This window comes from uncultured Paracoccus sp. (assembly GCF_945915435.1).
In the GTDB taxonomy this organism is placed as follows: domain Bacteria; phylum Pseudomonadota; class Alphaproteobacteria; order Rhodobacterales; family Rhodobacteraceae; genus Paracoccus.
The window spans coordinates 13,204-38,765 of record NZ_CAMEFG010000003.1; the positions used below are offsets into that span (position 1 = coordinate 13,204).

At 66.6% G+C, this 25,562-nt stretch carries 20 protein-coding genes and 1 tRNA gene; 6 read left to right on the top strand and 15 right to left on the bottom strand.

Annotated features, from left to right (window positions below):
- The first annotated feature begins 41 nt into the window (after positions 1-41).
- Genes Q0O97_RS01635 through Q0O97_RS01645 form a run of 3 tightly spaced genes read left to right on the top strand, consistent with a single transcriptional unit; the run spans position 42 to position 4,092 of the window.
- Positions 42-1,034 (top strand): glycosyltransferase family 2 protein, encoded by a 993-nt coding sequence (locus tag Q0O97_RS01635; RefSeq protein ID WP_294923878.1) that lies wholly within the window; start codon positions 42-44, stop codon positions 1,032-1,034.
- On the top strand, positions 1,031-2,710 hold the full coding sequence (locus Q0O97_RS01640; protein WP_294923881.1) for a beta-1,6-N-acetylglucosaminyltransferase: 1,680 nt from the start codon (positions 1,031-1,033) through the stop codon (positions 2,708-2,710). Before Q0O97_RS01635 ends, Q0O97_RS01640 begins: the two co-directional genes overlap by 4 nt.
- Positions 2,707-4,092, top strand: coding sequence for a hypothetical protein (locus tag Q0O97_RS01645; protein ID WP_294923884.1), 1,386 nt, complete (start codon positions 2,707-2,709; stop codon positions 4,090-4,092). Before Q0O97_RS01640 ends, Q0O97_RS01645 begins: the two co-directional genes overlap by 4 nt.
- On the opposite strand, the gene Q0O97_RS01650 is transcribed toward Q0O97_RS01645, so the two are convergent.
- The 10 genes from Q0O97_RS01650 to Q0O97_RS01695 form a co-directional block, all read right to left on the bottom strand.
- Positions 4,093-5,013, bottom strand: coding sequence for a DMT family transporter (locus Q0O97_RS01650; protein ID WP_294923887.1), 921 nt, complete (start codon positions 5,011-5,013; stop codon positions 4,093-4,095).
- Positions 5,010-6,056: a tRNA epoxyqueuosine(34) reductase QueG gene (gene queG / locus Q0O97_RS01655; protein ID WP_294923890.1), complete on the bottom strand. Its 1,047-nt coding sequence runs from the start codon at positions 6,054-6,056 to the stop codon at positions 5,010-5,012. The genes Q0O97_RS01650 and queG overlap by 4 nt, the downstream gene beginning before the upstream one ends.
- A complete protein-coding gene (locus Q0O97_RS01660) occupies positions 6,037-6,726 on the bottom strand; it encodes a glutathione S-transferase family protein (protein WP_294923893.1) in 690 nt (229 codons plus the stop codon). The genes queG and Q0O97_RS01660 overlap by 20 nt, the downstream gene beginning before the upstream one ends.
- A 92-nt stretch (positions 6,727-6,818) precedes the next feature.
- Complete coding sequence (gene mtgA, locus Q0O97_RS01665; protein WP_294923896.1) at positions 6,819-7,538, bottom strand: monofunctional biosynthetic peptidoglycan transglycosylase; 720 nt, start codon at positions 7,536-7,538, stop codon at positions 6,819-6,821.
- A 73-nt stretch (positions 7,539-7,611) separates the two neighbouring features.
- Positions 7,612-8,211 (bottom strand): DUF1269 domain-containing protein, encoded by a 600-nt coding sequence (locus Q0O97_RS01670; RefSeq protein WP_294923898.1) that lies wholly within the window; start codon positions 8,209-8,211, stop codon positions 7,612-7,614.
- A gap of 127 nt (positions 8,212-8,338) precedes the next feature.
- Positions 8,339-12,877, bottom strand: coding sequence for a glutamate synthase large subunit (gene gltB / locus Q0O97_RS01675; protein ID WP_294923901.1), 4,539 nt, complete (start codon positions 12,875-12,877; stop codon positions 8,339-8,341).
- Between the two features lie 38 nt (positions 12,878-12,915).
- Positions 12,916-13,647, bottom strand: a complete 732-nt coding sequence (locus Q0O97_RS01680) for a hypothetical protein (protein WP_294923903.1) — start codon at positions 13,645-13,647, stop codon at positions 12,916-12,918.
- 11 nt (positions 13,648-13,658) lie between these two features.
- Positions 13,659-15,074 (bottom strand): NAD(P)-dependent oxidoreductase, encoded by a 1,416-nt coding sequence (locus Q0O97_RS01685; RefSeq protein ID WP_294923906.1) that lies wholly within the window; start codon positions 15,072-15,074, stop codon positions 13,659-13,661.
- A 206-nt stretch (positions 15,075-15,280) separates the two neighbouring features.
- Positions 15,281-16,117 (bottom strand): undecaprenyl-diphosphate phosphatase, encoded by an 837-nt coding sequence (locus Q0O97_RS01690; protein WP_294923909.1) that lies wholly within the window; start codon positions 16,115-16,117, stop codon positions 15,281-15,283.
- Between the two features lie 78 nt (positions 16,118-16,195).
- A complete protein-coding gene (locus Q0O97_RS01695; RefSeq protein ID WP_294923911.1) occupies positions 16,196-17,188 on the bottom strand; it encodes a complex I NDUFA9 subunit family protein in 993 nt (330 codons plus the stop codon).
- Between the two features lie 169 nt (positions 17,189-17,357).
- Between Q0O97_RS01695 and Q0O97_RS01700 the strand changes: the two genes are divergently transcribed.
- Positions 17,358-17,442: transfer RNA gene (locus Q0O97_RS01700), tRNA-Leu, on the top strand.
- Positions 17,443-17,497: 55 nt separating this feature from the next.
- Here the strand turns inward: Q0O97_RS01700 and Q0O97_RS01705 are convergent.
- The 5 genes from Q0O97_RS01705 to Q0O97_RS01725 all read right to left on the bottom strand — a co-directional run bounded on the left by Q0O97_RS01705 (position 17,498) and on the right by Q0O97_RS01725 (position 22,774).
- On the bottom strand, positions 17,498-17,959 hold the full coding sequence (locus Q0O97_RS01705; RefSeq protein WP_294923914.1) for a hypothetical protein: 462 nt from the start codon (positions 17,957-17,959) through the stop codon (positions 17,498-17,500).
- A 90-nt stretch (positions 17,960-18,049) separates the two neighbouring features.
- Positions 18,050-19,288 (bottom strand): zinc ribbon domain-containing protein, encoded by a 1,239-nt coding sequence (locus Q0O97_RS01710; protein WP_294923917.1) that lies wholly within the window; start codon positions 19,286-19,288, stop codon positions 18,050-18,052.
- Between the two features lie 9 nt (positions 19,289-19,297).
- Positions 19,298-20,428, bottom strand: coding sequence for an SPFH domain-containing protein (locus tag Q0O97_RS01715; protein ID WP_294923920.1), 1,131 nt, complete (start codon positions 20,426-20,428; stop codon positions 19,298-19,300).
- 87 nt (positions 20,429-20,515) lie between these two features.
- Positions 20,516-21,520, bottom strand: a complete 1,005-nt coding sequence (locus Q0O97_RS01720; protein WP_294923923.1) for a DUF2927 domain-containing protein — start codon at positions 21,518-21,520, stop codon at positions 20,516-20,518.
- A gap of 87 nt (positions 21,521-21,607) precedes the next feature.
- Positions 21,608-22,774 carry a toxic anion resistance protein gene (locus Q0O97_RS01725; protein ID WP_294923926.1) on the bottom strand — a complete coding sequence of 389 codons (1,167 nt, stop codon included), beginning with the start codon at positions 22,772-22,774 and terminating at the stop codon, positions 21,608-21,610.
- Between the two features lie 197 nt (positions 22,775-22,971).
- Here Q0O97_RS01725 and fabF point away from each other — a divergent pair, with 197 nt between their 5' ends.
- Both fabF and mltG read left to right on the top strand, forming a co-directional pair.
- On the top strand, positions 22,972-24,234 hold the full coding sequence (fabF, locus tag Q0O97_RS01730) for a beta-ketoacyl-ACP synthase II (protein WP_294923929.1): 1,263 nt from the start codon (positions 22,972-22,974) through the stop codon (positions 24,232-24,234).
- Positions 24,234-25,418, top strand: coding sequence for an endolytic transglycosylase MltG (mltG, locus tag Q0O97_RS01735; protein ID WP_294924192.1), 1,185 nt, complete (start codon positions 24,234-24,236; stop codon positions 25,416-25,418). The genes fabF and mltG overlap by 1 nt, the downstream gene beginning before the upstream one ends.
- The last annotated feature ends 144 nt before the right edge of the window (positions 25,419-25,562 follow it).

Sequence of the window (25,562 nt, forward strand, 5' to 3'; positions counted from 1 at the left end):
GTTGTTGTCAGTTGCCTGTGTTCAAGAGTTGGCGCCGCCGATTGGCATTGCGCGCCCATCGTCAATATCTGCTGGGCCGGGCCATCCGCCGCAGCCGCCGCCTGTCGCCCGTGGCGGATCGGACCGCCCAGATCCGGCGGCGCGACATCCTGCTGTTTTGCAGCTTTCGCAACGAAAAGCCGCGCCTGCCGTTCTTTCTGGATTACTACCGCAAGCTGGGCATCGGGCATTTCCTTGTCGTGGACAACGATTCCGACGACGGCGGGCGGGAATACACGCTGCGCCAGCCCGATTGCTCGGTCTGGACGACGCGGGACAGCTACCGCGAGGCGCGTTTCGGCATGGACTGGATGAACCGGCTGCTGCGCCGTCACGGCAGCGGGCACTGGTGCCTGACGGTCGATCCCGACGAATTCCTGGTCTATCCCCATTGCGATACGCGGCCCCTGCGCGCGCTGACCGACTGGCTGGACGCATCCGCGATCCGGTCGTTTTCCGCGATGCTGCTGGACATGTATCCCAAGGGTGCCATCGGCGCGCAGCCCTATGCCGAGGGCGCCAATCCCTTCGATATCGCCTGCTGGTTCGATCCGGCGGGCTATGCGATCCGCAAGAACGGCAAGTTCGGCAACCTGTGGATTCAGGGCGGCCCGCGCGGGCGGGTCTTTTTCCCCGACAACCCCGAAGAATCCCCCGCGCTGAACAAGATCCCGCTGGTCCGGTGGAAGCGGTCCTATGCCTATGTCAGCTCGACCCATATGGCTCTGCCGCGTTCGCTGAACCTGGTCTATGACGAGAACGGCGGGGAAAAGGTCTCGGGCTGCCTGCTGCATGCCAAGTTCCTGTCCACCTTCATCCAGAAATCGGCCGAGGAACTGGACCGGGGCCAGCATTACGCGGGCAGCCAGGAATATCGTGCCTACCAGTCGGGCTTGCAGGACAACGCGGACCTGTGGTGCCCCGAGTCGCGCCGCTTGCAGGATTGGCGCCAGCTTGAGGAACTGGGCCTGATCTCGGCGGGGAACTGGGCATGACTCAGCCCGTCCGACTGGGCATCGTGATGCTGTGCCACGACGAATTGGCCCTGGCCGCGCGGATGGTGCGGCTGTGGGTCGAAAGCGGCGCGGCGATCGCGGTGCATGTCGATTCCCGCAGCCCGCAGGCGCATGTGACGCGGATGCATTCCGAACTGGCGGACCTGCGGCAACTGGTCTTTGTCCGCCGCCGTCCCTGCGAATGGGGCATGTTCGGGCTGGTTCAGGCGACGCAGGACGCCGCCACCCTGCTGCTGGAACGGTTCGAGGATATCACCCATGTCCTGCTGCTGTCGGGGTCCTGCCTGCCGCTGCGCCCGATTCCCGACCTGCTGGCCTATCTGGCGCGCTATCCGCGCCGCGACTTCATCGAAAGCGTGAATGCCGCCGATGTCGGCTGGACGATGGGCGGGCTGAACGAGGAACGGTTCACGCTGCATTTCCCCTTTTCCTTCCGCCGCGCGCGCAGGCGCTTTGACATGGCGGTGGCGCTGCAACGGCGCCTGGGCGTGCGGCGCAGGGTCCCGCAGGGGCTGGTGCCGCATCTGGGGTCGCAATGGTGGTGCCTGACGCGCGAGACCCTCGGCGCGATCCTGAACGATCCCCGGCGGGTGGAATACGACAACTATTTCCGCAATGTCTGGGTGCCCGACGAAAGCTATTTCCAGACCATCGCGCGGCGGCATTCGGTTCGGATCGAAAGCCGCTCGCTGACGCTGGCCAAGTTCGACGGGCAGGGCAAGCCCTATACCTTCTACGACGACCATCGCCAGATGCTGGCGGAATCGGGCTGTTTCATCGCCCGCAAGATCTGGCCCGGCGCGCAGGGGCTTTACGCATATTTCCCGCGTCCCCCCGCCCCCGAGCCGTCCATTGCCGAGCCGCGCCCGGCCCGCATCCGGCGGCTGATCGACCGGGCCGTGGCGCGGCGCAGGCTGGGGCGGCCGGGGCTTTACATGCAAAGCTGCTATCCCCGCAACGACAGCGAAAACGGCAAGACCAGCGCGCCTTACGGGGTGCTTTACGGTTTTACCGACCTGTTTCCCGATTTCGAGGAATGGCTGGCGGCCCGCGTCGATGCCGACGTCCACGGCCATCTTTTCGCCCCCGATACGGTGGAATTCGCCGGCCGTCCCCCGGTCGGTCCCGGCGCGCTGCCCGCCCGGCCCGGCCTGCGCGACCTGGACGAGCGCGGCTTCCTGACCAGCCTGATCCGCATGACCCAGCCCCGGATGCAGATATTCCAGGCCAGCGCGCGCGACCGCGACAACCTGGACTGGTTCACCGCGACCGATCCCAATGCGCGGGTCTTTGTCATCACCGGGGTCTGGGCGGTGCCGCTGTTTCATTCCGACATGCCCTTCGACGACATCCGCCGCACCGCCGCCGTGTTGCAACAGCGCGAACTGCACATGCTGGGCGCGTTGCAATCCATCTGGCTCAAGGCGCGGCTGCAAAGCTGGAACCTCGCCGATTTCGCGGCCCGTCCCGCCGGTGCGCTGGAATCGGTGCTGCATGGGCTGGGTGCCGGCATTGCCCCGCCCGGCGATCTGCCCGCGATGCGCGACCTGACCGGCTTCGGGCGCTTTCTGCAACGCTTGCGCAACGCGGGCTTGCGGCCCAAGAAGATGGGCGATTTCTCTGTCGACGAACCCGCAGGAAAGGCGAAGCCATGAGCGAACATCCCCCCTTCAAGCGTTTCGTGATCTTCGCGGAAATGCGGACCGGCTCGAACCTTTTGGAGGCCACGCTGAACAACCTGCGCCGCGTCACCTGCTTTGGCGAGGCGTTCAACCCCTATATGATGGGCTGGCCCGACAAGGACGAATTGAAGGGCATCACCCGCGCGGAACGCGACGCCGATCCCATGCGCCTGCTGGCCGCGCTGTGGGACAAGCCCGACCACCTGCCGGGTTTTCGCTATTTCCACGACCACGACCCGCGCGTGTTCGACGCGATCATCGCCGACCGCGAATGCGCCAAGATCGTGCTGACCCGCAACCCGGTGGACAGCTATGTTTCCACCGTTCTGGCGCGCGAGACGAACCAGTGGAAGCTGAACGAGACCGAGACCCCCATCCCCGCCGCCATCCGCTTCGACGCGGATGAGTTCCGCGAGACCCTTTCCGCCATCGAGGCGTTCCAGCTTCGCGTCCTGAACGCGTTGCAAGTGACCGGCCAGACCGCCTTCTGGCTGGGCTACGAGGATCTGCGCGACGGCGATGTGATGACCGGCCTTCTGCATTGGATGGGTCGCACCGATCTGGAACGGGTCGAGCCTGCCAACGACCAGGTGCCCCAGAACCCGCGCGAACTGTCCGACAAGGTGTCGAACTTCGACGAGATGGAAGCCGCGCTTGCCGCGCTCGACCCGTTCATGCTGCGCCGCATCCCGAATTTCGAGCCGCGTCGGGGGCCGAACGTGCCATCCTTCATGGGATGCGATGCGGGGCGTGGCCTCTTGTTCATGCCGGTCAGGGGCGGGCCTTCGGATGTCGTGCAGGGCTGGTTGCGCGGGTTGGGGCAGGTCGAACGCAGCTTCAACCAGAACAGCCTGCGCCAGTGGAAACGCCAGCGTCCCGGCCATCGCAGCTTTACCGTGCTGCGCCACCCGTTGCCGCGCGCATGGGCGGCGTTTCAGGCCATGCTGACTGGCGGCAATGCCGAATTGCGCCAGGCCATGCGGCAGGTCTATCGCGTCGATCTGCCCCCCGATCCTGAAATCGGCGGCATGTCCCCCGACGACCGGATTGCGCGTTTCGCGCAGTTTCTGGACTTTCTGCGCCGCAACCTCAATGGCCAGACGACGATGGCCGTGCATCCCGGCTGGGCCAGCCAGTCCGAGGTTCTGGCCGGTTTCGCCCGTTTCGCGCCCCCCGACCTGATCGTGCGCGAGGAAAGGCTGGCCGAGGACCTGGGTTTCATCGCCGCCGCGGCGGGGGTCGATGCCCCTGCGCCCGATCCTGCGCCCTGGCCCGGTTTCCTGAACGACAAGGCGCTGCACCGGGCGGCGAAGGCGGCCTATCTGCGCGATTACGCGGCTTTCGGTTTCGACTGATCAGCCCTGCGGGGTCATGGCCTTGCGCTGGCGGCTGCGCTCGATGCCCAACTGCCGCTCGCGCCAGATGATGGCGATCCCGGCGGCGATGACGATGGCCGATCCGCCAAGCATGGCCGGGGTCGGCATATCGCCGAAAACCGCATAGCCGATCGCCAGCGCCAGCAGGATCGAGGCATATTCGAACGGCGCCACCACCGACGCCGGCGCGAAGCGATAGGCCGAGGTCAGCAGGATCTGCCCCAGCCCGCCCAGAAGGCCGATCAGCACCAGCAGCGCCAGCACCGGGGCCGAGGGCCAGACCCAGCCAAAGGGAATCGTCGCCAGCGCCAGCACCGACGAGGTGGCCGAGAACCAGAAGACGATGACGGCCGTGCGCTCCTCCATCACCAGCTTGCGGATGAAGATCTGGGCCAGCGCCGTGCAGGCCGCGCCCGACAGCGCCAGCACCGCGCCAAGGGTCTGCGCCAGCGACACCTGATCCCCGGTCAGGTTGAACCGGGGCGTCAGCACGATGATGACGCCCGCCAGCCCGACCAGCACAAGGATCAGGCGGAAGGCGCGCACGTCCTCGCCCAGAAACATCGCGGCGAAGATCACCACCAGCAGCGGCGCGGCATAGCCGATGGCGGTCGCCTCGGGCAGGGGCAGAAAGCCAAGCGCGGCAAAGCCGAGCGCCATCGCCGCCGTGCCAAGCACACCGCGATAGACATGCTTGATCGGGTCGCGGGCGCGCAGGCCCTTGTGCAATTCGCGCCGCAGCGCCAGCCAGACCAGGATCACCGGAATCGCGAAGAACGACCGGAAAAAGACCTGCTGGCCCGGCGGCACGGTGTCCGCCGTCGCCTTGACCAGCGCCGCCATGATCGTGAAAACCACCACGCTGAGCAGTTTCAGCATGATCCCCCGGCCCGTGCTCATGTCAGCCTGTCCAATGCCCAACGCGCCGCATCCGCGACCGCCTCGTCCTTGTCGTCAATCAGGGATTGTGCCGTGGCGCGCAGCGGTTGCAAGCCCGAATTGCCGATCGCATACAGGACGTTGCGCACCATCCGATTGCGTCCGATCCGCTTGATCGGGCTGCCTGAAAACCGTTCCCGGAAACCCGCGTCGTCCAGCATCGCAAGCTCGGCCAGGTCGGGGGCGCGGTGGGGGCCGTGATAGCGCATCTCGCTGGCCTCTTGCGCGAACTTGTTCCACGGGCAGACGGCGAGGCAGTCGTCGCAGCCATAGATGCGATTGCCCAGCATCGGGCGCAATTCGGGTGCGACGGGTCCCTTGTGTTCGATGGTCAGATAGGAAATGCAGCGCCGTGCATCCAGTTGAAAGGGCGCGGGAAAAGCCTTGGTCGGGCAGGCGTCCAGACAGGCGCGGCAATTGCCGCAGCGGGTTGCTTCGGGCGCGTCGGGGGGCAGTTCGATGGTGGTAAAGACCGACCCCAGGAAGAACCAGCTTCCCAGGCGGCGCGACAGCAGGTTCGTATGCTTGCCCTGCCAGCCCAGACCCGCGGCCTCGGCCAGCGGTTTTTCCATCACCGGGGCGGTATCGACGAAAACCTTGATCTGCTCGCCGGGGCGCTGGTCCAAGAGCCAGCGGCCCACGCGCTTCAACCTTTTCTTAACAAGGTCGTGGTAGTCCTTGCCCTGGGCGTAAACGCTGATCGCGCCGCGGGCGGGCTGCGCGATTGTTTCCATCGGGTCATATTCGGGGGTGTAGAGTTCGGCCAGCATGATCACGGAACGGGCATCCGGCCACAGCGCCGAAGGGTCGGCGCGCCAATGGCTGCGCTCGGCCATCCAATCCATATCGCCGTGGCGGCCTTCCTTCAGGAAATGGGCCAGCCGGCCGGGCAGGGCGGGCACGGCATCGGGGCGGCAGATGCCCATGTCGGAAAAACCCTCGGCCAGCGCATGTTCGCGCAGGCGGGCCTTCAGCGCATGGGGGTCAGAAGTCGAGTTCGGCATAATGCGGCGCCGGCGGAAGGCCCGGCACTTGGTCGGCCAGCAGGCTGCGGAAGGCAGGGCGCGATTTCACGGTCGCATACCATTCCTGCAAGGTGGTCGAGCGTTCCCAATCCACGTCCGAGATATAATCGAGGCAGGAAAAATGCGCCGCCGCCGTGAAATCGGCCAGCGACATCGTATTGCCCGCCAGCCAGCGGCGCGATTCCAGCAGGCCCGACAGGTAATCCATGTGGTCCTTGATCGCGCGCAGCCCGGCCTTGACGGTGCGCGAATCGGGATAGCCCGCCTTCATGACCTTTTTCCAGACCCGTTCGATCATGATCGGGCGGGTCACCTCGGCGTTGAACTTGTCGTCGAACCAGGTGCAGAGGCGGCGCACCTCGTAACGCTCGATCGCCGAAGGGGGCATCAGCGCGGGGGTGGGATAGGCCTCGTCCAGATATTCGCAGATCGCCTGGCTTTCGGCCATCAGGCGGCCGTCCATGCGCAGCACGGGCAGCTTGCCGGCGGGGTTGCGGCGCATGATCTCGCTGCCCGGTTCCCAATAGCGGTCCTCGACCAGCTCGACCTCCAGCCGCTTTTCCGCCAGCACCAGGCGCACCTTGCGGCAGAAGGGCGACAGGGCAAGGTGGTAAAGGCGAATGGTCTGCGAGGGCGAAGAGCTGTTCATGTGAAAAACCCGGCTTTCGTGAATCTGGCCCGGTGATACGCCGGGGGGGACCGCGTTTCAACTGTGGCCGTGCGCGCCCGGCGGATGTCGGATCAGTCCAGCCGCAGGCAGCGGTCGCGCCCGTCGCGGGCGATGGTGGCCGCGCCGTCGGCGATGGCGCGGGTGCGGCGCGATCCGGTGTCGGGCTTGCGCGTCTTGGGGGCGGGCAGGATCGCGGCCAGCGCCGCCGCCTGTCGCGCGGACAGCTTGTCGGGGGTCGTGCCGTAATGATGGCGCGCGGCGGCGGCGATGCCGAAGACGCCGGGGCCGAACTCGGCCACGTTCAGATAGACCTCGACGGTGCGGCGCTTGGACCAGAGCGCTTCGATCATCGGGGTGTAGGTGGTTTCCAGCACCTTGCGCGGCCAGCTTCGGCCCTGCCACAAAAACACGTTCTTGGCCGTCTGCTGCGTCAGCGACGACGCCCCCCGCGACGACCCCGAGGCGACGACCTTGCGGATCTCGACCATGTCGAAACCCCAGTGATTGCAGAAATTCGCATCCTCGGCCGCGACGACCGAGCGGACCATGACCGGCGCGATCCGCCCGATGGGGGTCCATTCATGCGCCGTGCCGGGATGGGCGCGGCGCTCGGTCAGGATGGTCCATGTGGTCGGCGGGTTGATGAAGGAAAAGATCAGCACCAGCGCGGCCATCAGCGCCAGAAGCCGCAGCACAAGCCAGCGCAGCCAGCCGCCCAGCCACGACAAAACCCCCCGCAACAACGGCTTGCGAGGGGCTTTCCTTGCGCGATCTGCGGCGTGACGAGACATGGCCGCGTCCTGTCACGCCCGGCCCTGTTTCGTCAAGGGTTTACAGGCGCGGAGCTTGCCCTGCTGGCGGGCCTCAGCGGCCAGGTGCGCCGGGGTTGGGCACGGCGGGAATGTCCGAGGGATCGGTCGCGGGGCCGGCGTCCGCCGGGGCTGCCTGCGCCATGCCGACCGTCTCGGCCAGCCGGCCGCCCGCGAAGGCGTCGCGCAGGCGCTGCTCATCGGCCTCGGACAGCGAGGTTTGCAGCACCCGCCCGCGCTTGTGGAAGCCTTCCAGCCGCGCCAGCACCTTGTCGGCGGTCATCTTGCGCAGCAGGATGAACACGGCCGAGCCGCCGGGGACGATGGCATGGCCGACCTCGCGCATGAAATCGTCGTTGATCCCGATATCGGTGAAGCGCCCGGCCAGCGCACCCGCGCCCGCACCCACGGCGGCGCCAAGCAACGGGTTGAGAAACAGCATCCCGACCAGCGTTCCCCAGAAACCGCCGCCAAGCGCGCCCGCGGCGGTCAGGTTGACGGCCTGGTGCAACTGGATGTCGTCTTCGGCGCTGCGGGTGGCGACGACGGCGTCCTCCAGCTCCAGCAGGTATTCCTTTTGCATCTTGACCAGTTCGGCGCGCAGCTCGAACCCGGTGGCTTCGTCTTCAAAGGCGATGACGATCAACTCGGACATGGCGGGTCGTCCTTTCTGAATGTTTTCCGATCTGGCAACGCGCGGGCCGTCCTTCGCGTTCCGTCCGGGGCGGGGACAGGATGTCGCAATGAAAGAGGGGCGGCACCGGGCCGCCCCTTCGCCTTCGTCATTCGGCGGGCATGGCTGCGGGCATATCGGTCAGCGGATAGGGCAGGTGGGGCAGCATCTCGCGCGGGCAGAGTTGCAGGAAATGCGCCTTCTCGACCGCCCAATGCGTCAGGATTTCCGCCGCGCGCTGCGAGCCTGTCTCGCGCCGGTGCGCCTCGATCAGGTCGCGCAGCCGGTTTTCCCAATGGGGCTGCGTGACGGGACAGGTGACCAGGGTTTCGTGGTTGATGTATTCCGATGCGATGCCCTGCGGATCATAGAGCCAGGCCATGCCGCCGGTCATGCCCGCGCCGAAATTCGCCCCGATCCGGCCCAGGATCACAGCGACGCCGCCGGTCATGTATTCGCAACCATTGGTGCCGCAACCCTCGATCACCGCCTCGGCGCCCGAGTTGCGGACCGCGAAACGCTCGCCCGCGCGGCCTGCGGCGAACAGCTTGCCCGCCGTCGCGCCGTAAAGGACGGTGTTGCCGATGATGGTGTTGTCGGATTCGACCAGCGGGCTGCCCATCGAGGGGCGCACGGTGATGATGCCGCCCGACAGGCCCTTGCCGACGTAATCGTTTGCGTCGCCCGCGACCTCGATCTTCAGTCCGGGTGCCGCGAAGGCGCCAAGCGACTGGCCCGCGTTGCCCGTCAGGCGGATCGTCAGGTGGTCGGGTTGCAGGTCGTTGCGCATCCCGAAGGTCTGCACGATCATGCTGGAAGTGCGCGTCCCCACCGTCCGCTGGGTGTTGCGGATGGCATAGGAAAGCTGCATCTTTTCGCCGTCGCTGAAGAAGCGTTCCGCGTCGCGCACGATTTCGGCGTCCAGCGTGTCGGGCACCGCATTGCGCGGGCGCGAACGGTCGTAGACGATCTTGTCCCAGCCATCGACGGTGATCAGCAGCGGGTTCAGGTCCAGGTCGTCCAGCCCCTGGTCGCCCCGGCTGACCTGGGTGAGCAGATCGGCGCGCCCGATCACCTCGTCAAGGCTGCGCGCGCCGATGGCGGCCAGCAGTTCGCGCACCTCTTGGGCGTAGAAGGTGATCAGGTTCACCACCTTGTCGGCGCTGCCCGTGAACATGGCGCGCAGCTTTTCATCCTGCGTGCAGACGCCCACGGGACAGGTGTTCGACTGGCATTGGCGCACCATGATGCAGCCCATCGCGATCAGGGCGGCAGTGCCGATGCCGTATTCCTCGGCCCCCATCATCGCCGCCATGACGATATCGCGGCCCGTGCGCAGGCCGCCATCGGTGCGCAGGGTCACCCGTTCGCGCAGGCGGTTCATGGCCAGCACCTGATGGGCTTCGGTCAGGCCCATCTCCCACGGCAGGCCCGCGAACTTGATGCTGGTCGAGGGGCTGGCACCGGTCCCGCCGTTGTGGCCGGAAATCAGGATCACGTCCGCCTTGGCCTTGGCCACGCCCGCCGCGATGGTGCCGACACCGCTGGATGCGACCAGCTTCACCGTGATCTTGGCGCGTGGGTTGATCTGCTTCAGGTCATAGATCAACTGCGCCAGGTCCTCGATGGAATAGATATCGTGGTGCGGCGGGGGGCTGATCAGCGTCACCCCCGGCGTCGAGTGGCGCAGCCGCGCGATCAGCTTGGTGACCTTCATGCCGGGCAACTGCCCGCCCTCGCCGGGTTTGGCGCCTTGGGCGACCTTGATTTCCAGCTCTTCGCAGGCGTTCAGGTATTCCGCCGTGACGCCGAAGCGGCCGCTGGCGACCTGCTTGATCTTGGCGCAGGGGTTGTCGCCATTGGGCAGCGGGTGGCTGTGGGCCGGGTCCTCGCCGCCCTCGCCCGAATCGGATTTCGCGCCGATGCGGTTCATGGCGATGTTCAGCGTCATATGCGCCTCGGGCGACAGCGCGCCAAGCGACATGCCGGGGGTCACGAAGCGCTTGCGGATACTGGTGATGCTTTCCACTTCCTCGATCGGCACCGGCTTGCCAAGCGGCTTGATGTCCAAGAGGTCGCGGATATGGATGGGCGGATTGGCCCGCATCGCGGCGCTGTATTGCTTCCAGACGTCATAGGATGCCTTTTCGCAGGCCTGTTGCAGCAGGCGCATGGTGCCGGCTTCCCAGGCGTGTTTTTCGCCCGTGCGCCGCGCCTTGTAGAAGCCGCCCACCGGCAGCAGGTCGGGGGCGGGACCGGCGAAGCCCTTGGCGTGGGCCTCGACCAGCTTGGCTTGCAGCCCGTGCAGCCCGATGCCCGAGATGCGCGAATGCATGCCGGGGAAATATTCCGCGACCAGCGCGCGCGACAGGCCCACCGCCTCGAAGTTCAGCCCGCCGCGATAGGACGAGACGACCGAGATCCCCATCTTGGCCATGATCTTCAGCAAGCCGCCGTCGATGGCGTTGCGGTAGCGGGCCATGATCTGGGCCAGGTCGCCCCCCAGCAGCCCGCGCCGGATCCGGTCGGCCAGCGTGGCCTGCGCCAGGTAGGGGTTCACCGTGGTCGCGCCGCAGCCGACCAGCACCGCCACGTCATGCGGGTCGATGCAGTCGGACGCGCGCACGTTCAGCGAACAGAAGGTCCGCAGCCCCTTGCGCGTCAGCCAGCTATGGACCGCGCTGGTTGCAAGGATCATCGGCACGCCAAGGCGCCTTGCCGAGGTGTTTTCGTCCGTCAGCACGATATGGCTTTCGCCCGAACGCACGGCATCCTCGGCGTCCAGACGGATGCGCGACAGCGCCCCGGCCAGCGCGTCGGGGCCGTCGGCCTCGAATGTGCAGTCGATGCGGCGGACCTGTTCGGGGAACATGCTGGCCAGTTCCTGAAATTCGCCATCTGCCAGGAAGGGGCTTTCCAGCATGGTGATCTCGGTCTGGCTGCTGCTTTCGTCCAGCACGTTCTTCAGGTTGCCGAACCTCGTGCGCAGGCTCATCACGCGGGTTTCGCGCAAGGAGTCGATGGGCGGGTTCGTGACCTGGCTGAAGTTCTGGCGGAAGTAATGCGACAGCGGGCGATACTGGCGCGACAGCACCGCGGGCGGCGTGTCGTCGCCCATCGAGGCCAGCGGCTCCTTCCCGTCCTCGGCCATCGGCGCCAGGATGGTTTCGATCAATTCGTCCGAATATCCGGCGGCGGTCTGGCGGCGGCGCAGATCCTCGCCGGAATACATGCCGGATTCGGGAAGCTGCTCCATCAGGGCCGAGGGCTGGACGACCTTTTGCACCCAATCGCCGAAGGGCAGGCTGGCGGCCAGCCGGTCCTTGATCTCGCGGTCGTGGTAAAGGCGGCCGTCGGCCATGTCGACGGCGATCATCTGGCCGGGGCCAAGCGCGCCCTTTTCCACGACGCCGGATTCGTCGACCGGCACCATGCCCACCTCGGAACCCGCGATCAGCAGCCCGTCGCCGGTCACGACATAGCGCATCGGGCGCAAGCCGTTGCGGTCCAGCCCCCCGCAGACCCAACGCCCGTCGGTCATGGCCAGCGCGGCGGGGCCGTCCCACGGCTCCATCACCGCGTTGCAATAGGCATACATGTCGGCCCATGCCTTGGGCATGTCGGTGGTGGTCTTGGACCAGGCCTCGGGGACCAGCATGGTCTTGGTCATGGGCGCGGAACGGCCCGAGCGGACCAGCACCTCGAACACCGCATCCAGCGCGGCGCTGTCTGAGGAACCCGCCGGCACGATGGGCTTGATGTCCTCGGCCATCTCGCCGAAGGCGTTCGAGGCCATGCGGATCTCGTGGCTGCGCAGCCAGTTCAGGTTGCCCTTCAGCGTGTTGATCTCGCCGTTATGGGCCAGCATGCGGAAGGGCTGGGCCAGCCACCATTGCGGAAAGGTGTTGGTCGAATAACGCTGGTGATAGATCGCGAAACCGCTCTCGAAGCGTTCGTCCTTCAGGTCGGGATAGAACTCGGCCACCTGCTCGGCCAGCATCATCCCCTTGTAGATGATGGACCTGCACGACAGCGAGGCGAAGTAAAGCCCCGCGACCTGCGCCATGATCGCCGCGCGCTCGATCCGGCGGCGGATGACGTAAAGCTCGCGCTCGAAGGTTTCCTCGTCGATGGGCTTTTCGCAGCGGATCAGGATCTGCTCGATTTCCGGGCGGGTGGCGTTTGCCTTTTCGCCAAGGACGGCGGTGTTCACCGGGACGTGGCGCCAGCCGTAGATGTAATGGCCCATGCGCAGGACCTCGGATTCCACGATGGTCCGGCAGGCTTCTTGCGCGGTGAAATCGGTGCGCGGCAGAAAGACCTGGCCCACCGCGATCAACTTGCCCTGGTCGGGTTCGTGGCCGGTGCGGCGCACCTGGTCGTAGAAGAAGGGCACGGGGATCTGGACATGGATGCCCGCGCCGTCGCCGGTCTTGCCGTCGGCATCGACGGCGCCGCGGTGCCAGATGGCCTTGAGCGCCTCGATCCCGCTTTCGACGACCTTGCGGCTGGGTTTGCCGTCCAGCGACACCACCAGCCCGACCCCGCAGGACGAATGTTCGTCATCGGTGCGGTAAAGCGAGTTCTCGGCCATCCAGCGGCGGCGGGCTTCCTCGGCCCGGACCCAGTTCTGGTCGTATTCGGTCATGGCTTGCTCCTTGAGGCTGGCCGGAAAGGGGGTCGCGCTCACAGCCTGGCGCCCCGGTCGGGCAGGGTGACGGGCAGGGCGGGGGTCAGCCCGACCATCTGCATGTTGCAATCGTATTGGGGGGTCGTGTCGCCAAAGCCGGGCTGGCCGGGAAAGGCGAAGGTGACGGGGCTGTCGTTGCTGTCCTCGACGCGCCCGGTCCAGTCGCTGGTCGTCTCGGTCCCGCCATAAAAGCGGCCATGCGCGCGGCTGACGAACTGGCTGCCCTTGCGGTGGATCAGCAGATCGCCGCTTTCGGAAAATGTGCGCAGGTCGAATTCGGTCACTTCCAGCGGCACGCCGCCTATATCGCGCCTTTCGCCGGTCAGCACGTCATGGCCGATGTGGCGCAGGCGCTCGCCCGAGTTCGAGCGGGTCCAGAAGTCGAAATCGTCGCGCCCGGTTTCCAGCAGGTTCGAGAAAGAGGCGTGGTTCGCCGCCTCCGGCTCCAGCGTGTCGGACAGGCCGCTGCGCAGGTTGGTGCTTTCCATCCAGCGGGTTTCCTTGTCGATGCGCGATTCGAAGACCGCGCCGTCCTGCGTGAAGATGGTCACGCGCTGGTCGCCCGGCGCATCGGCGTCGCAGCGGTAATGCTGCGATACGGTGCAGGAACGGTTCTGCACGGTGATTTCCAGCCGACAGCCCTGCGGCGGGGTGAAACTGGCCCCAAGCGCGGGCGCGGCCAGCGCGGACAGGGCGGCGGCGGTGATGGCAAGGCGGATCGGCAGCATATCGGTTCCTTTCATTCGGCGGCAAAGCGCGACGCATCGCCAAGATATTCTGCAATGGATGCGGCGGCTTCGCGACCGTCCCGAATGGCCCAGACGACAAGGCTGGCCCCGCGCACGATATCGCCGACGGCATAGACGCCCGGAATGCTGGTCGCGTGGCCCGCATCGGCGCGGATCGTGCCCCAGCGGGTCAGTTCCAGCCCCTCGGCGCCCCACAGGCGGGGCAGGTCCTCGGGTTCGAACCCAAGCGCCTCGATCACCATGTCGGCGGGTTCGTCGTAATCGGCGCCCTCGATGGGTTCGGGGCTGCGCCGGCCCGAGACATCGGGCGCGCCAAGCCGCATCCGGCGGACGCGGACCGAACCCGCATCCAGCCCGGCAGGGGCGGAAAGCCAGCCGAATTCGACGCCCTCTTCCTCGGCGTTCTGGACCTCGCGCTGGCTGCCGGGCATGTTGGCGCGGTCGCGGCGATAGAGGCACTTGACCGATGCCGCGCCCTGCCGGATCGCGGTGCGCAGGCAGTCCATCGCGGTGTCGCCGCCGCCGATGACGACGACGCGCTTGCCTGCCGCGTTCAGCGTCCCGTCCTGATATTCGGGCACCTCGTCGCCAAGATCGACCCGGTTCGAGGCGGTCAGGTAGTCCAGCGCCCGCAAGGTGGCGCCCGCGCTGTCAAGCCCCAGGTTGCGCGTCTTGTAGACGCCCGTGGCGATCAGCACCGCGTCGTGGCGGCCCCGGATGGCGTCGAAGCTGATGTCCTCGCCCACCTTCTGGTTCAGCACGAATTCGACGCCGCCCTGCGCCAGATGGGCGTTGCGGCGCTCGACCACGGGCTTTTCCAGCTTGAAGCCGGGGATGCCGTAGATCAGCAGCCCGCCCGCGCGGTCGTGGCGGTCGTAGACGGTGACCTGAAAGCCCATGCGGCGCAACTGGTCGGCGGCGGCCAGCCCGCCCGGACCCGCGCCGATGATGCCGATGGATTCGGGGCGTTCGACCGTGGGGGCGATGGGGCGGACCCAGCCTTCTTCCCATGCGGTGTCTGTCAGGTATTTCTCGATCGCGCCGATGGTGACGGTGCCGTGGCCGGATTGCTCGATCACGCAGCTTCCTTCGCACAGCCGGTCCTGCGGGCAGATGCGGCCGCAGATCTCGGGGAAGGTGTTGGTGCTTTGGCTGCGCAGATAGGCCTCTTGGGTGCGGCCCTCGGCGGTCAGGCGCAGCCAGTCGGGGATGTCGTTTTCCAGCGGGCAATGGGACTGGCAATAGGGCACGCCGCATTGGCTGCACCGGCTGGCCTGTTCGGTCGCCTTGGTGGCGGCGAATTCGCGGTAGATCTCGTGGAAATCGCCGGTGCGGTCGGTCGCCTCGCGCTTTTCGGGCATCTGCCGCCCGATGGTGACGAATTTGAGCATGTTCTGCGTGGCCATCGCTGCGCAACCCTTCCGGTGGTGGTGTCACCGGCAGGGATATAGGCAGCGATGCCGAAAATAAAGTCAGTAAAGCTTACCTAATGTCGTTTTATTTTATGCTGGCTGGCTGCGCGCGCGATTTTTTCGATAAATTTAAGTCAGTAGATATTACCTAATTTGCAGGAAACCAGAAGGAACGGCTGTTCCGACGGTGATTCGTCAGATCAGATTGCCGGAATCCGGCCCGTCAGCAGCAGCGCGAAGATCAGCAGCCCCAACCCGATGCGATACCAGACGAAGGGAAAATAGCTGCGGGTCGAGACCAGCCTGAGGAAACCGATGATCACCGCATAGCCGACCACGAAGGCGATCAGCGTGGCCATCGCGGTTTCCCACCAGCCGACGGGGTTCTCCTGCCCCATGCTGCGGAAAAGCTGGTAAAAGCCCGAGCCGAAGACGGCGGGCACGGCCAGCAGGAAGGAATAGCGCGCCGCGGCCTCGCGCGTGTAGCCCATCAGCAGCCCGGCGGTGATCGTGCCCCCCGAACGCGAGACGCCGGGGATCAGCGCCATCGCCTGTGCAAAGCCAAAGATGATGCCGTGGCCCCATGTCAGCCGGTCCAGCGTCTGGACCTTGCGCCCCACCCGGTCGGCGATGCCCAGCAGGATACCGAACACGATCAGCGCCGTCGCGGTGATGTAGAGGTTGCGCAGCCCCGTCTCGATCTGGTCCTTGAACAGCAGGCCAAGCACCACGATGGGCAGCGATCCGATGAAGATCAGCCAGCCCAAGCGCACGTCGTCGGCGTTGGCGGTCCGGTCGCGCATCAGCACGCGCGACAGCCAGGCTCCGGCGATGCGGCGGATGTCGGACCAGAAATAGACCAGCACGGCGGTCTCGGTCCCGATCTGGGTGATGGCGGTGAAGGCCGCCCCCGGATCGGCGCCCGAGGGCAGGAATTCCCCCGCGATGCGCAGATGCGCGCTGGAGGAAATCGGCAGGAACTCGGTCAGCCCCTGCAACAGGCCAAGGATCGCGGCATCCAGCCAGCTTACCGTCATTGTTTCGTCCCCCGTTCTTTTACAGCGGAGGTGTAAGATCGCGGGCCGCCGATTGGAAGGGCGGCCCGCCGTATCGCATCAGTTGCGGCGCAACTGGCTGGCCGAATCCGTGATCGCGTCATATTGGCCCGCGGGCCGGAAGCGCCACAGATATTCCCCGATCACCGTCGAGGGCGCGGCGGGCACGATCCCCAGTTCGGCAAAGCCGCGCGCATCGGGTGCGGGCAGGTTGTCGCGGCGCAGCGTGCGGACTTGGTCGCGGGTCAGGAACTTGTTGTAGAACAGCCCCCCCGTCACGATCTGCGCGATGTCCAGCACACCCCCCGCGATGCCCGCGATCCAGTTGGGCAGGCCAAGGACGAGGCGGCGGCGGTCCACCGCCTGAAGCACCTGCCGGGCGGCGTCGCGCATGGTCAGGACCTCGGGTCCGGCCAGTTCGTAGGTGCCGGGTTCGACCTGTCCGGCGGCGGCGCGGGCGGCGACCTGCGCCACGTCCATCACATGGACGGGCTGCACGCGGGTCCTTGCGGCGGGAACGAACATGACGGGACCAAGCCGCGACAGCGCGGCCAGCCGGTTATAGAAGGTGTCGTCCGATCCGAAGATGACCGAGGGCCGCAGGATCACCGCATCGGGGCGATGTTCCAGCACGGTCTTTTCGCCCTCGGCCTTGGTCCGGGCATATTGGCTGTCGGACGATTCGTCCGCGCCAAGGGCCGAGATATGGACGAAATGCGCCACGCCCTGCTCTGCCGACAGCCGCGCGACGCGCCCGGCGGCCTCGACATGGATGTTCTGGAAGGTGTTGGGACCGCGGCGGCCCAGGATGCCCACGCAGTTCACCACGCCATCCGCCCCGGCCATCGCCGCGCGGACCGAGCCGTCGTCGCGCACGTTGCACAGGACCGGCTCGACCTGGCCGGGGGCGCCGTAGGTGCGCACCACGCCGGCCTCGTGCGGGCGGCGGACGGCGACGCGGATGCGATAACCCTCGGCGGCCAGAATCCGCGTGATCTGTCTGCCGAGAAATCCCGAACCGCCATAGACGGTCAGCAGTTTGGCTGCACTCATGCGCCGCTCCTTTTCATAGGTGCTTCCTGCTCATTACCCAAGCGAAGGGCGCGCGGCAAGCGTGGCGGCGTGCCGCGACCGCGAACCGATTTGCGAAAAAAGTGAAAATCACGCGCGACCCCCGTTGACACCCCCGGCAAGCGGGTCTAATTCCCGCCTCACGACACCGGCCCAGGTGGCGGAATTGGTAGACGCGCACGGTTCAGGTCCGTGTGCCGCAAGGCGTGGAGGTTCGAGTCCTCTCCTGGGCACCAAAACAAGAAGCCGCGCAACGCAGGTTGCGCGGCTTCTGTCTTTTCCGGGGCTGGTTCAGACTCGCTCGGCCCGGCTTTCGCGCAGCTTTTCCAACGTCTTGCGGCAGGCATCCTGCGTCGAATGCAGCGGCGCGGCGGCGCGGGCCTGCAACATCGACATGGCCGCCTGCGGGGCCGGATGCGCGGCGATGGTGCCAAGGGGCGTTGCCGACAGCAGGAAACCGTCCAGCCATGCGCCATAATAGCCGTCCCCAAGGGCTGCGGCGTCCTTGTCGGGGTCCAGCGCGTAGACGGTGATCTGGCCGGGCGTATCGGGGCGGATCGGCTGATTCCCGGCGGGGCGGAACGCGCCGAAATCATGGCGGCCCATCAGCCAGCCAAGGGTCACGTCGGCCTTGGCGCCAAGCGCGGCGGGCAGGTGCCGGGGGCGCAGAGAATCGCCTTGCCCAAGCTGCGCGGAATCGATCCGGCGCAACTGTCCGGTCGAGGGGGGAAGAAAGGTCAGAAGGTAACGCATCGTCAGCTTGCCCGTATTCTTTGTTATGTGCTGCCGGTGGGTAACCATCCAAAGGTGGGGTTGTTCCCGGCCGGCTGCAAGGCCGGACGATCACGATTTCGTAAGCGGGCCGTGAACCGGATGCTGGATCAGGGCTTCGGGCGGCGGGGCCGCATCTTGCCCGAACGCTTCGGAGGCGAAGGCCAGCAGCGCGGCCACGATCAGCGCGGCCAGCACGGCCAGCGCGATCTTCCACACCGACCAGGGCCGTTCGCCCTGCACCCGCCCGGTCTGGCCGTTGACCACGAAGCGATAGCTGTTGCCGCCATAGCGATAGGCGGCGGTCCAGACTGGCAGCATGACATGCTTGAAGGTCTCGTCCGCGTAATCGGTCTGGAGGGATTCGACGCGCTGGACGTCGCCGCCGATGTCGCGGCGCGCGTCCATCTGGATGACGCCCGCCATCTGCTCGCGCGCGATCTGGTGGCCGTCGGCAAGGGCGATGGTATAACCCTCGGCGGTGAAGCCCGACAGGTATTCGGGGCGGTAGTCGCGCAGATGCGACAGGTCCCAGGGGGCCAGCGCATCGGTGAACCGGCGCGGCAGAGAGGTCGCCGCCAGCACCAGCACATCGTTGAAATGCCGCGCAACCTGACCGCTGGCGGGGCGCCAGCGGATCTTGCGCACCTGCCGGGCGACGCGCTGGGTCTTGCCGTTGACGGTTTGCGTAACCCATTGCGTTTCATAGTAATAATCACCGCGCTGCCCGTGATAGCGGCTGCGGGTGTCGGCGTCGAAGGTCCAGAAGGGCGAATAGACGCCGGTCATGCGCCGCCCGCGCCGGGCGTAATCCGTCAACCCCGAGGGCGCGAACCACAGCCCCTTCAACCAGCGTTCCAGCGATTCCCTGGCCTGCGTCTCGGACACGACGAAGGGCAGCACGCCCTGCGGCTTGATCTGGCGGGTGGTGCCGGTGTCGGTGACGACCGGCGTTGCGCAGAAGGGGCAGGCCGAGGCGGTCTGATCCGAAGTCACCTCGATCTTGGCGCCGCAGTTCGGGCAGGACAGGGTGCGCAGCGTTTCCGTCAGGTCGCTGTCGCGGTCGAGGCGCAGGCCCTGATCCAGCGGGATCTCGCGCAGTTCGGGGGCCTTGTGGCCCGCGTCCCATTGCAGCGCGGGGGACTGGCCGGGGTCGGGATCGTCCATGCGCCCCGGCGCGCGGGCGGGACCGGGGCCGATATCCTGCTGATGCCCGCAATAGGGGCATTTCAGCCGCTGCTTGCCGGGCGAGAACTCCAGGCTCGCGCCGCAGCTTTCGCAGGGATAGCGGTATTGGGCCGGGTTGGGCATGGGCGCGGATCAGGTCCCCGGCACCGGCGGAGGCGGGGGCGGCGAGACGGTGAAAAGCTGGGCCAGCTCGGCCTCGTCCTCGGCGGGGTGCCAGCCTTCCAGGCCCGGCGTCCAGACCAGCGTTTCGCGGGTGAAGCGGCCCTCTCGCGCAAGGCGGCCAAGATCGGCGCGGCCATAGGGACCGTCGGCCTGCCCGTTCACGGCGATATGCCAGACCTTTTCATGCGGCACCGGCGGGGGCGTCGCGGCGGCGGGGGCCTGCTGCTGTTGCGGCACCGCGCCCCAGGGACCTTGCCGCATCGCCATGCCCATGCCCATCGCGGCACCCATGCCCGCGCCAAGCCCCGCGCCCATGCCGCCGCCCTGGCTGTTCGAGGCGTTCAGCATCGCCTCGGCCTGCGCATATTGGCCGAAACGGTCCAGGTCGCCGACGATTCCCATCGAGGTGCGCTTGTCCAGCATCTTTTCCACCTGGTCGGGCAGGCTGATGTTCTCGATATAGAACTCGGGGATAGTCAGGCCGTATTCGGCGATGGTGGGCGCAATGGCCTTGGCGACGATCTTGCCAAGGTCGCCGGTGTTCGCCGCCATGTCCAAGACCGGGATGCCCGACCCGGCGATCATGCGCGAAAATTCCTGCACCATGACGTTGCGAAGCTGGTAGCTGATTTCATCGGCGGTGAATTCGCCGTCGGTGCCCACGATCTCGACCATGAATTTCGCGGGGTCGGTGACGCGCATCGAATAGGTGCCGAAGGCGCGCAGGCGGACCGGGCCGAATTCGGGATCGCGCAGGGTGACGGGGTTGCGCGTGCCCCATTTGAGGTTGTTGAACCGCGTCGTGTTGACGAAATAGATTTCCGACTTGAACGGGCTGCGGAAGCCGTGGTCCCAATGCTGAAGCCGCGTCAGCACCGGCATGTTGTTGGTTTCCAGCATGTAAAGGCCGGGGCCGAAGACGTCGGCAAGCTGGCCCTCGTGGATGAAGACGGCGGACTGGCCCTCGCGCACGGTCAGCTTGGCGCCGTATTTGATCGCCTTGCCGACGGTGGGAAAGCGATAGACCATCGTGTCGCGGGTGTCGTCGGTCCATTCGATGACGTCGATGAACTCGCCGGACAGAAAATCAAAAAAGCCCATGTGGTCCTTGTCCTGATCGCGGATGATGTCGGTGCCAAAGATAGGGGCGCAGGCGCGCCGCGTCCATGCAAACCCGCGCGAGGGCCGTCACACCGCGCCCGCCGGGGCAAGCAGTTCGCGCGCGATTTCCAGCACGATGGGCCTTGCCTCGGCTTCCATCATGCCGGGGCGCAGGCGGCGGTCGTAGAGGATCTTCAGCAGCATCTCGTCATGCCAGGTCAGGAAGGCGAATTCCTCGTCGTCGTTGAAGATCGAGGGGCGCGCGTTGTGGCTGTCGTTGGCCGGACCCATGCCCTGGGCCAGTTCCTCTTGAATGCAGGACAGCATCAGCCGGGCGGGCAGTTCCGAGCGGATCAGCGCGATCGCCTGGACATAGCTGGAGCCGTTGCCGCGCGAATAGGCAAAGACCGTGCAGAAGTTCTGCGGGGCCAGGTTGACCAGCGCCGCCACGTCCTGCGCCGGGATGCCGGGCAGCAGCGTTTGCAGGCGCTGGCCGCTTTGGCGCCGTTCGTCCTCGGACAGGACCAGGACGTGGAAGTTGCCGCCCGACGCGGTGATCGAGATCGGATGCCCCGTCACATGCTGCAACCGCGCCGCGTAATCGCGGATGTCGGCGCCGATCCGGCTGCGCCGCGCGGGCGAGACCGAGGTGCCGTATTCGATCTGCATCCGCACCGGCATTTCCCAACGGCGCAGCGGTGCGGGGTGGGTCATGGGCACCAGCCGGTCGCCGTCGCGGATATATTCGTTGTGCAGTGCGACCTGGACGAAATTCTCGGTCAGTTGCTCGGGCGTGATCGGGCCAAGCGAGGTGCCGTCGTCGGTGCGCAGCTTCCCGCGCGAGATCTGGGTGCGTTCGACCGCCGCCAGGTATTCGGACATGTTCTGGCTGGCGGGGGTTTGCAGCGCGGCGCGCGCGGCCTCGTTCGCCTGGCGGGCGCGGGTGGCGCGTTCAAGGCGCAGGCGTTCCTGTTCCTCGGCCGTGCGCTCGGGGCGGGGCGGGGGCGGCACCGCCATGCCCGAGGCCGCGCCGTTGCCATTGCCGGGCGCGTCCGCGCAGCCCGCAAGCCCGGCCACGACGATCAGCCCCATTGCCGCGTTGCGTAGGAGCCGGCCAGCAAGGAAGCCCGGTCGGAGAAGTTGGTTTTGCGCAGGAATCGACACGTTTCGGGCTGTTTTCTATGAACTGGGGGGTAATTGTCTGGAACTGGCGGATGCCAGCGTATCGCGCAACTCGGATTCCATGCGTTGCAGGTCCTGTTCGGCGGCGGCGCGGCGGGCCTTGCCTTCGTCGGCGATGCGCAGGCTGTCCTCGATGGTGGCGATCAGCTCGGCATTGGCGGTGCGGACGGCCTCGATGTCGAAGACGCCGCGCTCGATCTCGGTGCGGATCTTGGCGTTGGCGTCGCGCAGGTTCCTGGCATTGGCGGTCAGCAGGTCGTTGGTCAGGTCGTTGGCGGCCCGCACGGCGCGGGCGGCCTCGGCGCTGCGCTGGATGGTGACGGCCTGCGCAAGCTGGGTTTCCCAAAGCGGCACGGTATTGACCAGCGTCGAGTTGATCTTGGTCACCAGCGACTTGTCGTTTTCCTGCACCAGCCGGATCGAGGGCAGGCTTTGCATCGTGACCTGCCGCGTCAGTTTCAGGTCGTGGACGCGGCGTTCCAGATCGTCGCGGGCGCTGCGCAGGTCGCGCAATTCCTGCGCGGCCATGACCTTCTGATCCTCGGGCGCGGCTTCGACCGAGGCCGCCTTGGCGGGGATATCGGTGGCGTCCAGTTCGCGCAGCTTTTCCTCGCCCGCGGCGATATACAGCGCCAGTTCGTCGTAGAAATCCAGCGTGCGTTCATACAGCAGGTCCAGCGACTTGATGTCCTTGAGCAGGCGATGCTGGTGCTGGTCCAGATCGGTGCTGATGCGGTCGATCTGGCCCTGCACCTGTTCGTAATTGGCGACGAACTTGGCGAAGGGCGCGGCGCGGCCCAGCAGCTTTTCCCACCAGCTACGTTCGCGGCGGACGTCCAGTTCGGATACCGAAAAGCCCCGGATCGTGGTCACGATGTTGCGCAGCGATTCCCCGGCGGGGCCGACGTCCTTGTTGCGCACATCGGCCAGCATCGCCTGGCTGATTTCCTGCAATTCATTCTGCGCGCGCGCCCCGAAATGCACGATCGAGCCGGTGTCGCGCAGGTCGATTTCCGCGATGCGCTTGCGGATTTCCTCGGCCTGCGGGGGCTGGGCGTGATCCAGATCGACGACCTCGGACGCGGGTTCGGGCAGGATCACCGCTGTCACGTTCTTGACTTCGTCCAGGGCGGCCTGCGCGCTGCGCTGCGTTTCAGTGGTCATCCAAGGCTCCTTTTTCGGCCTGCTTCATGTCGGAAGAATACGGCGGATTGCAGCTTATTCAACGGCCAAGGAAACTTGGTGGTTCCGGTGTTGCGCAGTTGCAAAGGCGCGGGTGTGGCAGGCGCGCCGCGCTGCGGCGTTGCGTGGCTGGCCGGGCGCGTGTAGAACGCGCCAGTCGAAACCTGGAAGGAACTGCCATGCGCAGAGTTGTCGTCACCGGACTTGGAATGGTCACGCCGCTGGCATGCGGGGTCGAAAAGACATGGGAGCGGTTGTTGGCGGGCCAGTCGGGCGCCGGGCCGATCACGCGCTTCGACACCGAGAACGTGGTGACGAAATACGCCTGCGAGATCCCCTTTGGCGACGGCACCGACGGCAGCTTCAACCCCGACGAATGGATGGAGCCGAAGGACCGGCGCAAGGTCGACGATTTCATCCTCTATGGCATCGCGGCGGCGACGCAGGCGGTCGCGGATTCCGGCTGGACCCCCGAAAGCGACGAGGACCGCGAGCGCACCGGCGTGATGATCGGATCGGGGATCGGCGGGCTGACGTCCATCGCGGAAACCGCCGTGCTGATCAAGGAACGTGGGCCGAAGCGGGTTTCGCCCTTCTTCATTCCGGGTGCGCTGATCAACCTGGTTTCGGGGCAGGTGTCGATCAAGTTCGGGTTCAAGGGGCCGAACCATGCGGTGGTCACGGCATGTTCCACCGGGGCGCATGCCATCGGCGACGCGGCGCGGCTGATCGCGCTGGGGGACGCCGACGTCATGGTCGCGGGCGGCACGGAATCGCCCATCAGCGAGATCGGCATCGCGGGCTTCAACGCCTGCAAGGCGCTGTCCACTGCGCGCGCGGACGATCCCACCGCCGCAAGCCGCCCCTGGGACGCCGACCGCGACGGCTTCGTCATGGGCGAGGGCGCGGGTGTCGTCGTGCTTGAGGAATACGAACACGCCAAGGCGCGCGGCGCGAAGATCTATGCCGAGATCCTGGGCTATGGCCTGACCGGCGACGCCTATCACATCACCGCGCCTTCCGAGGACGGCGACGGCGGTTTCCGTTCGATGAGTGCCGCGCTGAAACGCGCGGGGCTTGAGCCGGGCCAGATCGACTATATCAACGCGCATGGCACCTCGACCATGGCCGACGTGATCGAACTGGGTGCGGTCGAGCGTCTGCTGGGCGATGCGGCGGGCAATGTGGTGATGTCGTCCACCAAGTCATCCATCGGGCACCTTCTGGGTGCTGCGGGCGCGGTCGAGGCGATCTTCTGCATTCTCGCGCTGCGCGACCAGATCTGTCCGCCGACGATCAACCTCGACACGCCCGCGCGCGAAACCCCGGTCGATCTGGCCGCCAATGCCGCCGTGCGTCGCAAGGTCGATTACGTCCTGTCCAACAGCTTCGGCTTCGGCGGCACCAACGCCAGCCTTGTGATGGGCCGGGCCGAGGCATGATCTGGCGCAACCTGGCCTCGAACATGCTGTCGCTGCTGGTGCTTTTGCTGGCGGTGGCCGCGGGCGTCATCGCCTGGGGCAGGCATGAGTTCACGGGGCCGGGGCCAAGCGCGCAGGCCATTTGCGTGCGCGTCGCGCCGGGGGCGTCGCTGAGCGCCGTCAGCCAGCAGTTGCGCGATCTGGGCGTGGTTTCCAACGCCTATATCTTCCGCACCGGCGCCGATTACACCGGCAAGGCGCAGTCGCTGCGCTATGGGTCATACCTGATCGCGCCCGGCACCAGCATGGAGGGCGTGCTGGACACCCTGACCGCCGGCGGGGCCAGCACCTGCGGGACCGAGGTGACCGTGCGCATCGGCGTGCGCGAAACCGCTGTCGTCTTGCGCGACATGGATCCCGAAACCGGCACTTTCGGCGAGGTGGCGAAATACGACCCCGCCGCCGTTTCCGACGTGATCCCGGCGGAATTCGCCGAAGCCATCGAACAGCCCGACGCGAGGCTGCGCATTGCCATCGCCGAGGGCGTGACAAGCTGGCAGATCGTCGAGGGGCTGCGCGCCGCCAGCTTCATGACCGGCGAGATCGAGGACATCCCCGCCGAGGGCAGCCTTGCGCCGGATACCTATGACATCCGGCCCGATGCCTCGCGCCAGGAATTGCTGGACCAGATGGGTGCGCGCCAGGCCGCCTTCCTGCAAACCGCGTGGGAGGGCCGCGCGCCGGACCTGCCCTATGAGACGCCCGAGGAGGCGCTGATCATGGCCTCGATCGTGGAGAAGGAAACCGCCGTCGCGGCGGAGCGGCCCGTCGTCGCCAGCGTCTTCGTCAATCGCCTGCGCCAGGGCATGAGGCTGCAAACCGACCCGACGGTGATCTATGGCGTGACCGAGGGGCGGCAGGTGCTGGATCGCGGGCTGCGCCGGTCCGAACTGGATACGCCCACGCCCTACAATACCTATGTCATCCCCGGCCTGCCGCCGACGCCGATCGCCAATCCGGGGCGGGCCTCGATCCAGGCGACGCTGCATCCCGACGATACGGATTATATCTTCTTCGTCGCGGACGGGACGGGCGGCCATGCCTTTGCCCGGACGCTGGACGAGCATAACGCCAATGTCGCCCGCTGGCGCGAGATCGAGCGTCAGCGCGGCTTGCCCGCCGATACGCCGGTCCAGACGGAATAAGGCGATTCGCCGGGGGTGTTGCGCGCATTCGCGGATGCGGGCGGTGGGGCGTTGCGTCCTTGTATCATGCTGATTTTGCGGGGGAAATCGGCGCGAAGCCCCTCGCCTCTGGCGTTTTCGATTGACTTGGCGAACGCCCCAGGG

Coding starts and splice junctions, on each gene's coding strand:
- Q0O97_RS01640 (WP_294923881.1), top strand. CDS start 1,031: ATGACTCAGCCCGTCCGACTGGGCATCGTGATGCTGTGCCACGACGAA.
- Q0O97_RS01645 (WP_294923884.1), top strand. CDS start 2,707: ATGAGCGAACATCCCCCCTTCAAGCGTTTCGTGATCTTCGCGGAAATG.
- Q0O97_RS01650 (WP_294923887.1), bottom strand. CDS start 5,013: ATGAGCACGGGCCGGGGGATCATGCTGAAACTGCTCAGCGTGGTGGTT.
- queG (WP_294923890.1), bottom strand. CDS start 6,056: ATGCCGAACTCGACTTCTGACCCCCATGCGCTGAAGGCCCGCCTGCGC.
- Q0O97_RS01660 (WP_294923893.1), bottom strand. CDS start 6,726: ATGAACAGCTCTTCGCCCTCGCAGACCATTCGCCTTTACCACCTTGCC.
- mtgA (WP_294923896.1), bottom strand. CDS start 7,538: ATGTCTCGTCACGCCGCAGATCGCGCAAGGAAAGCCCCTCGCAAGCCG.
- Q0O97_RS01670 (WP_294923898.1), bottom strand. CDS start 8,211: ATGTCCGAGTTGATCGTCATCGCCTTTGAAGACGAAGCCACCGGGTTC.
- gltB (WP_294923901.1), bottom strand. CDS start 12,877: ATGACCGAATACGACCAGAACTGGGTCCGGGCCGAGGAAGCCCGCCGC.
- Q0O97_RS01680 (WP_294923903.1), bottom strand. CDS start 13,647: ATGCTGCCGATCCGCCTTGCCATCACCGCCGCCGCCCTGTCCGCGCTG.
- Q0O97_RS01685 (WP_294923906.1), bottom strand. CDS start 15,074: ATGGCCACGCAGAACATGCTCAAATTCGTCACCATCGGGCGGCAGATG.
- Q0O97_RS01690 (WP_294923909.1), bottom strand. CDS start 16,117: ATGACGGTAAGCTGGCTGGATGCCGCGATCCTTGGCCTGTTGCAGGGG.
- Q0O97_RS01695 (WP_294923911.1), bottom strand. CDS start 17,188: ATGAGTGCAGCCAAACTGCTGACCGTCTATGGCGGTTCGGGATTTCTC.
- Q0O97_RS01705 (WP_294923914.1), bottom strand. CDS start 17,959: ATGCGTTACCTTCTGACCTTTCTTCCCCCCTCGACCGGACAGTTGCGC.
- Q0O97_RS01710 (WP_294923917.1), bottom strand. CDS start 19,288: ATGCCCAACCCGGCCCAATACCGCTATCCCTGCGAAAGCTGCGGCGCG.
- Q0O97_RS01715 (WP_294923920.1), bottom strand. CDS start 20,428: ATGGGCTTTTTTGATTTTCTGTCCGGCGAGTTCATCGACGTCATCGAA.
- Q0O97_RS01720 (WP_294923923.1), bottom strand. CDS start 21,520: ATGGGGCTGATCGTCGTGGCCGGGCTTGCGGGCTGCGCGGACGCGCCC.
- Q0O97_RS01725 (WP_294923926.1), bottom strand. CDS start 22,774: ATGACCACTGAAACGCAGCGCAGCGCGCAGGCCGCCCTGGACGAAGTC.
- fabF (WP_294923929.1), top strand. CDS start 22,972: ATGCGCAGAGTTGTCGTCACCGGACTTGGAATGGTCACGCCGCTGGCA.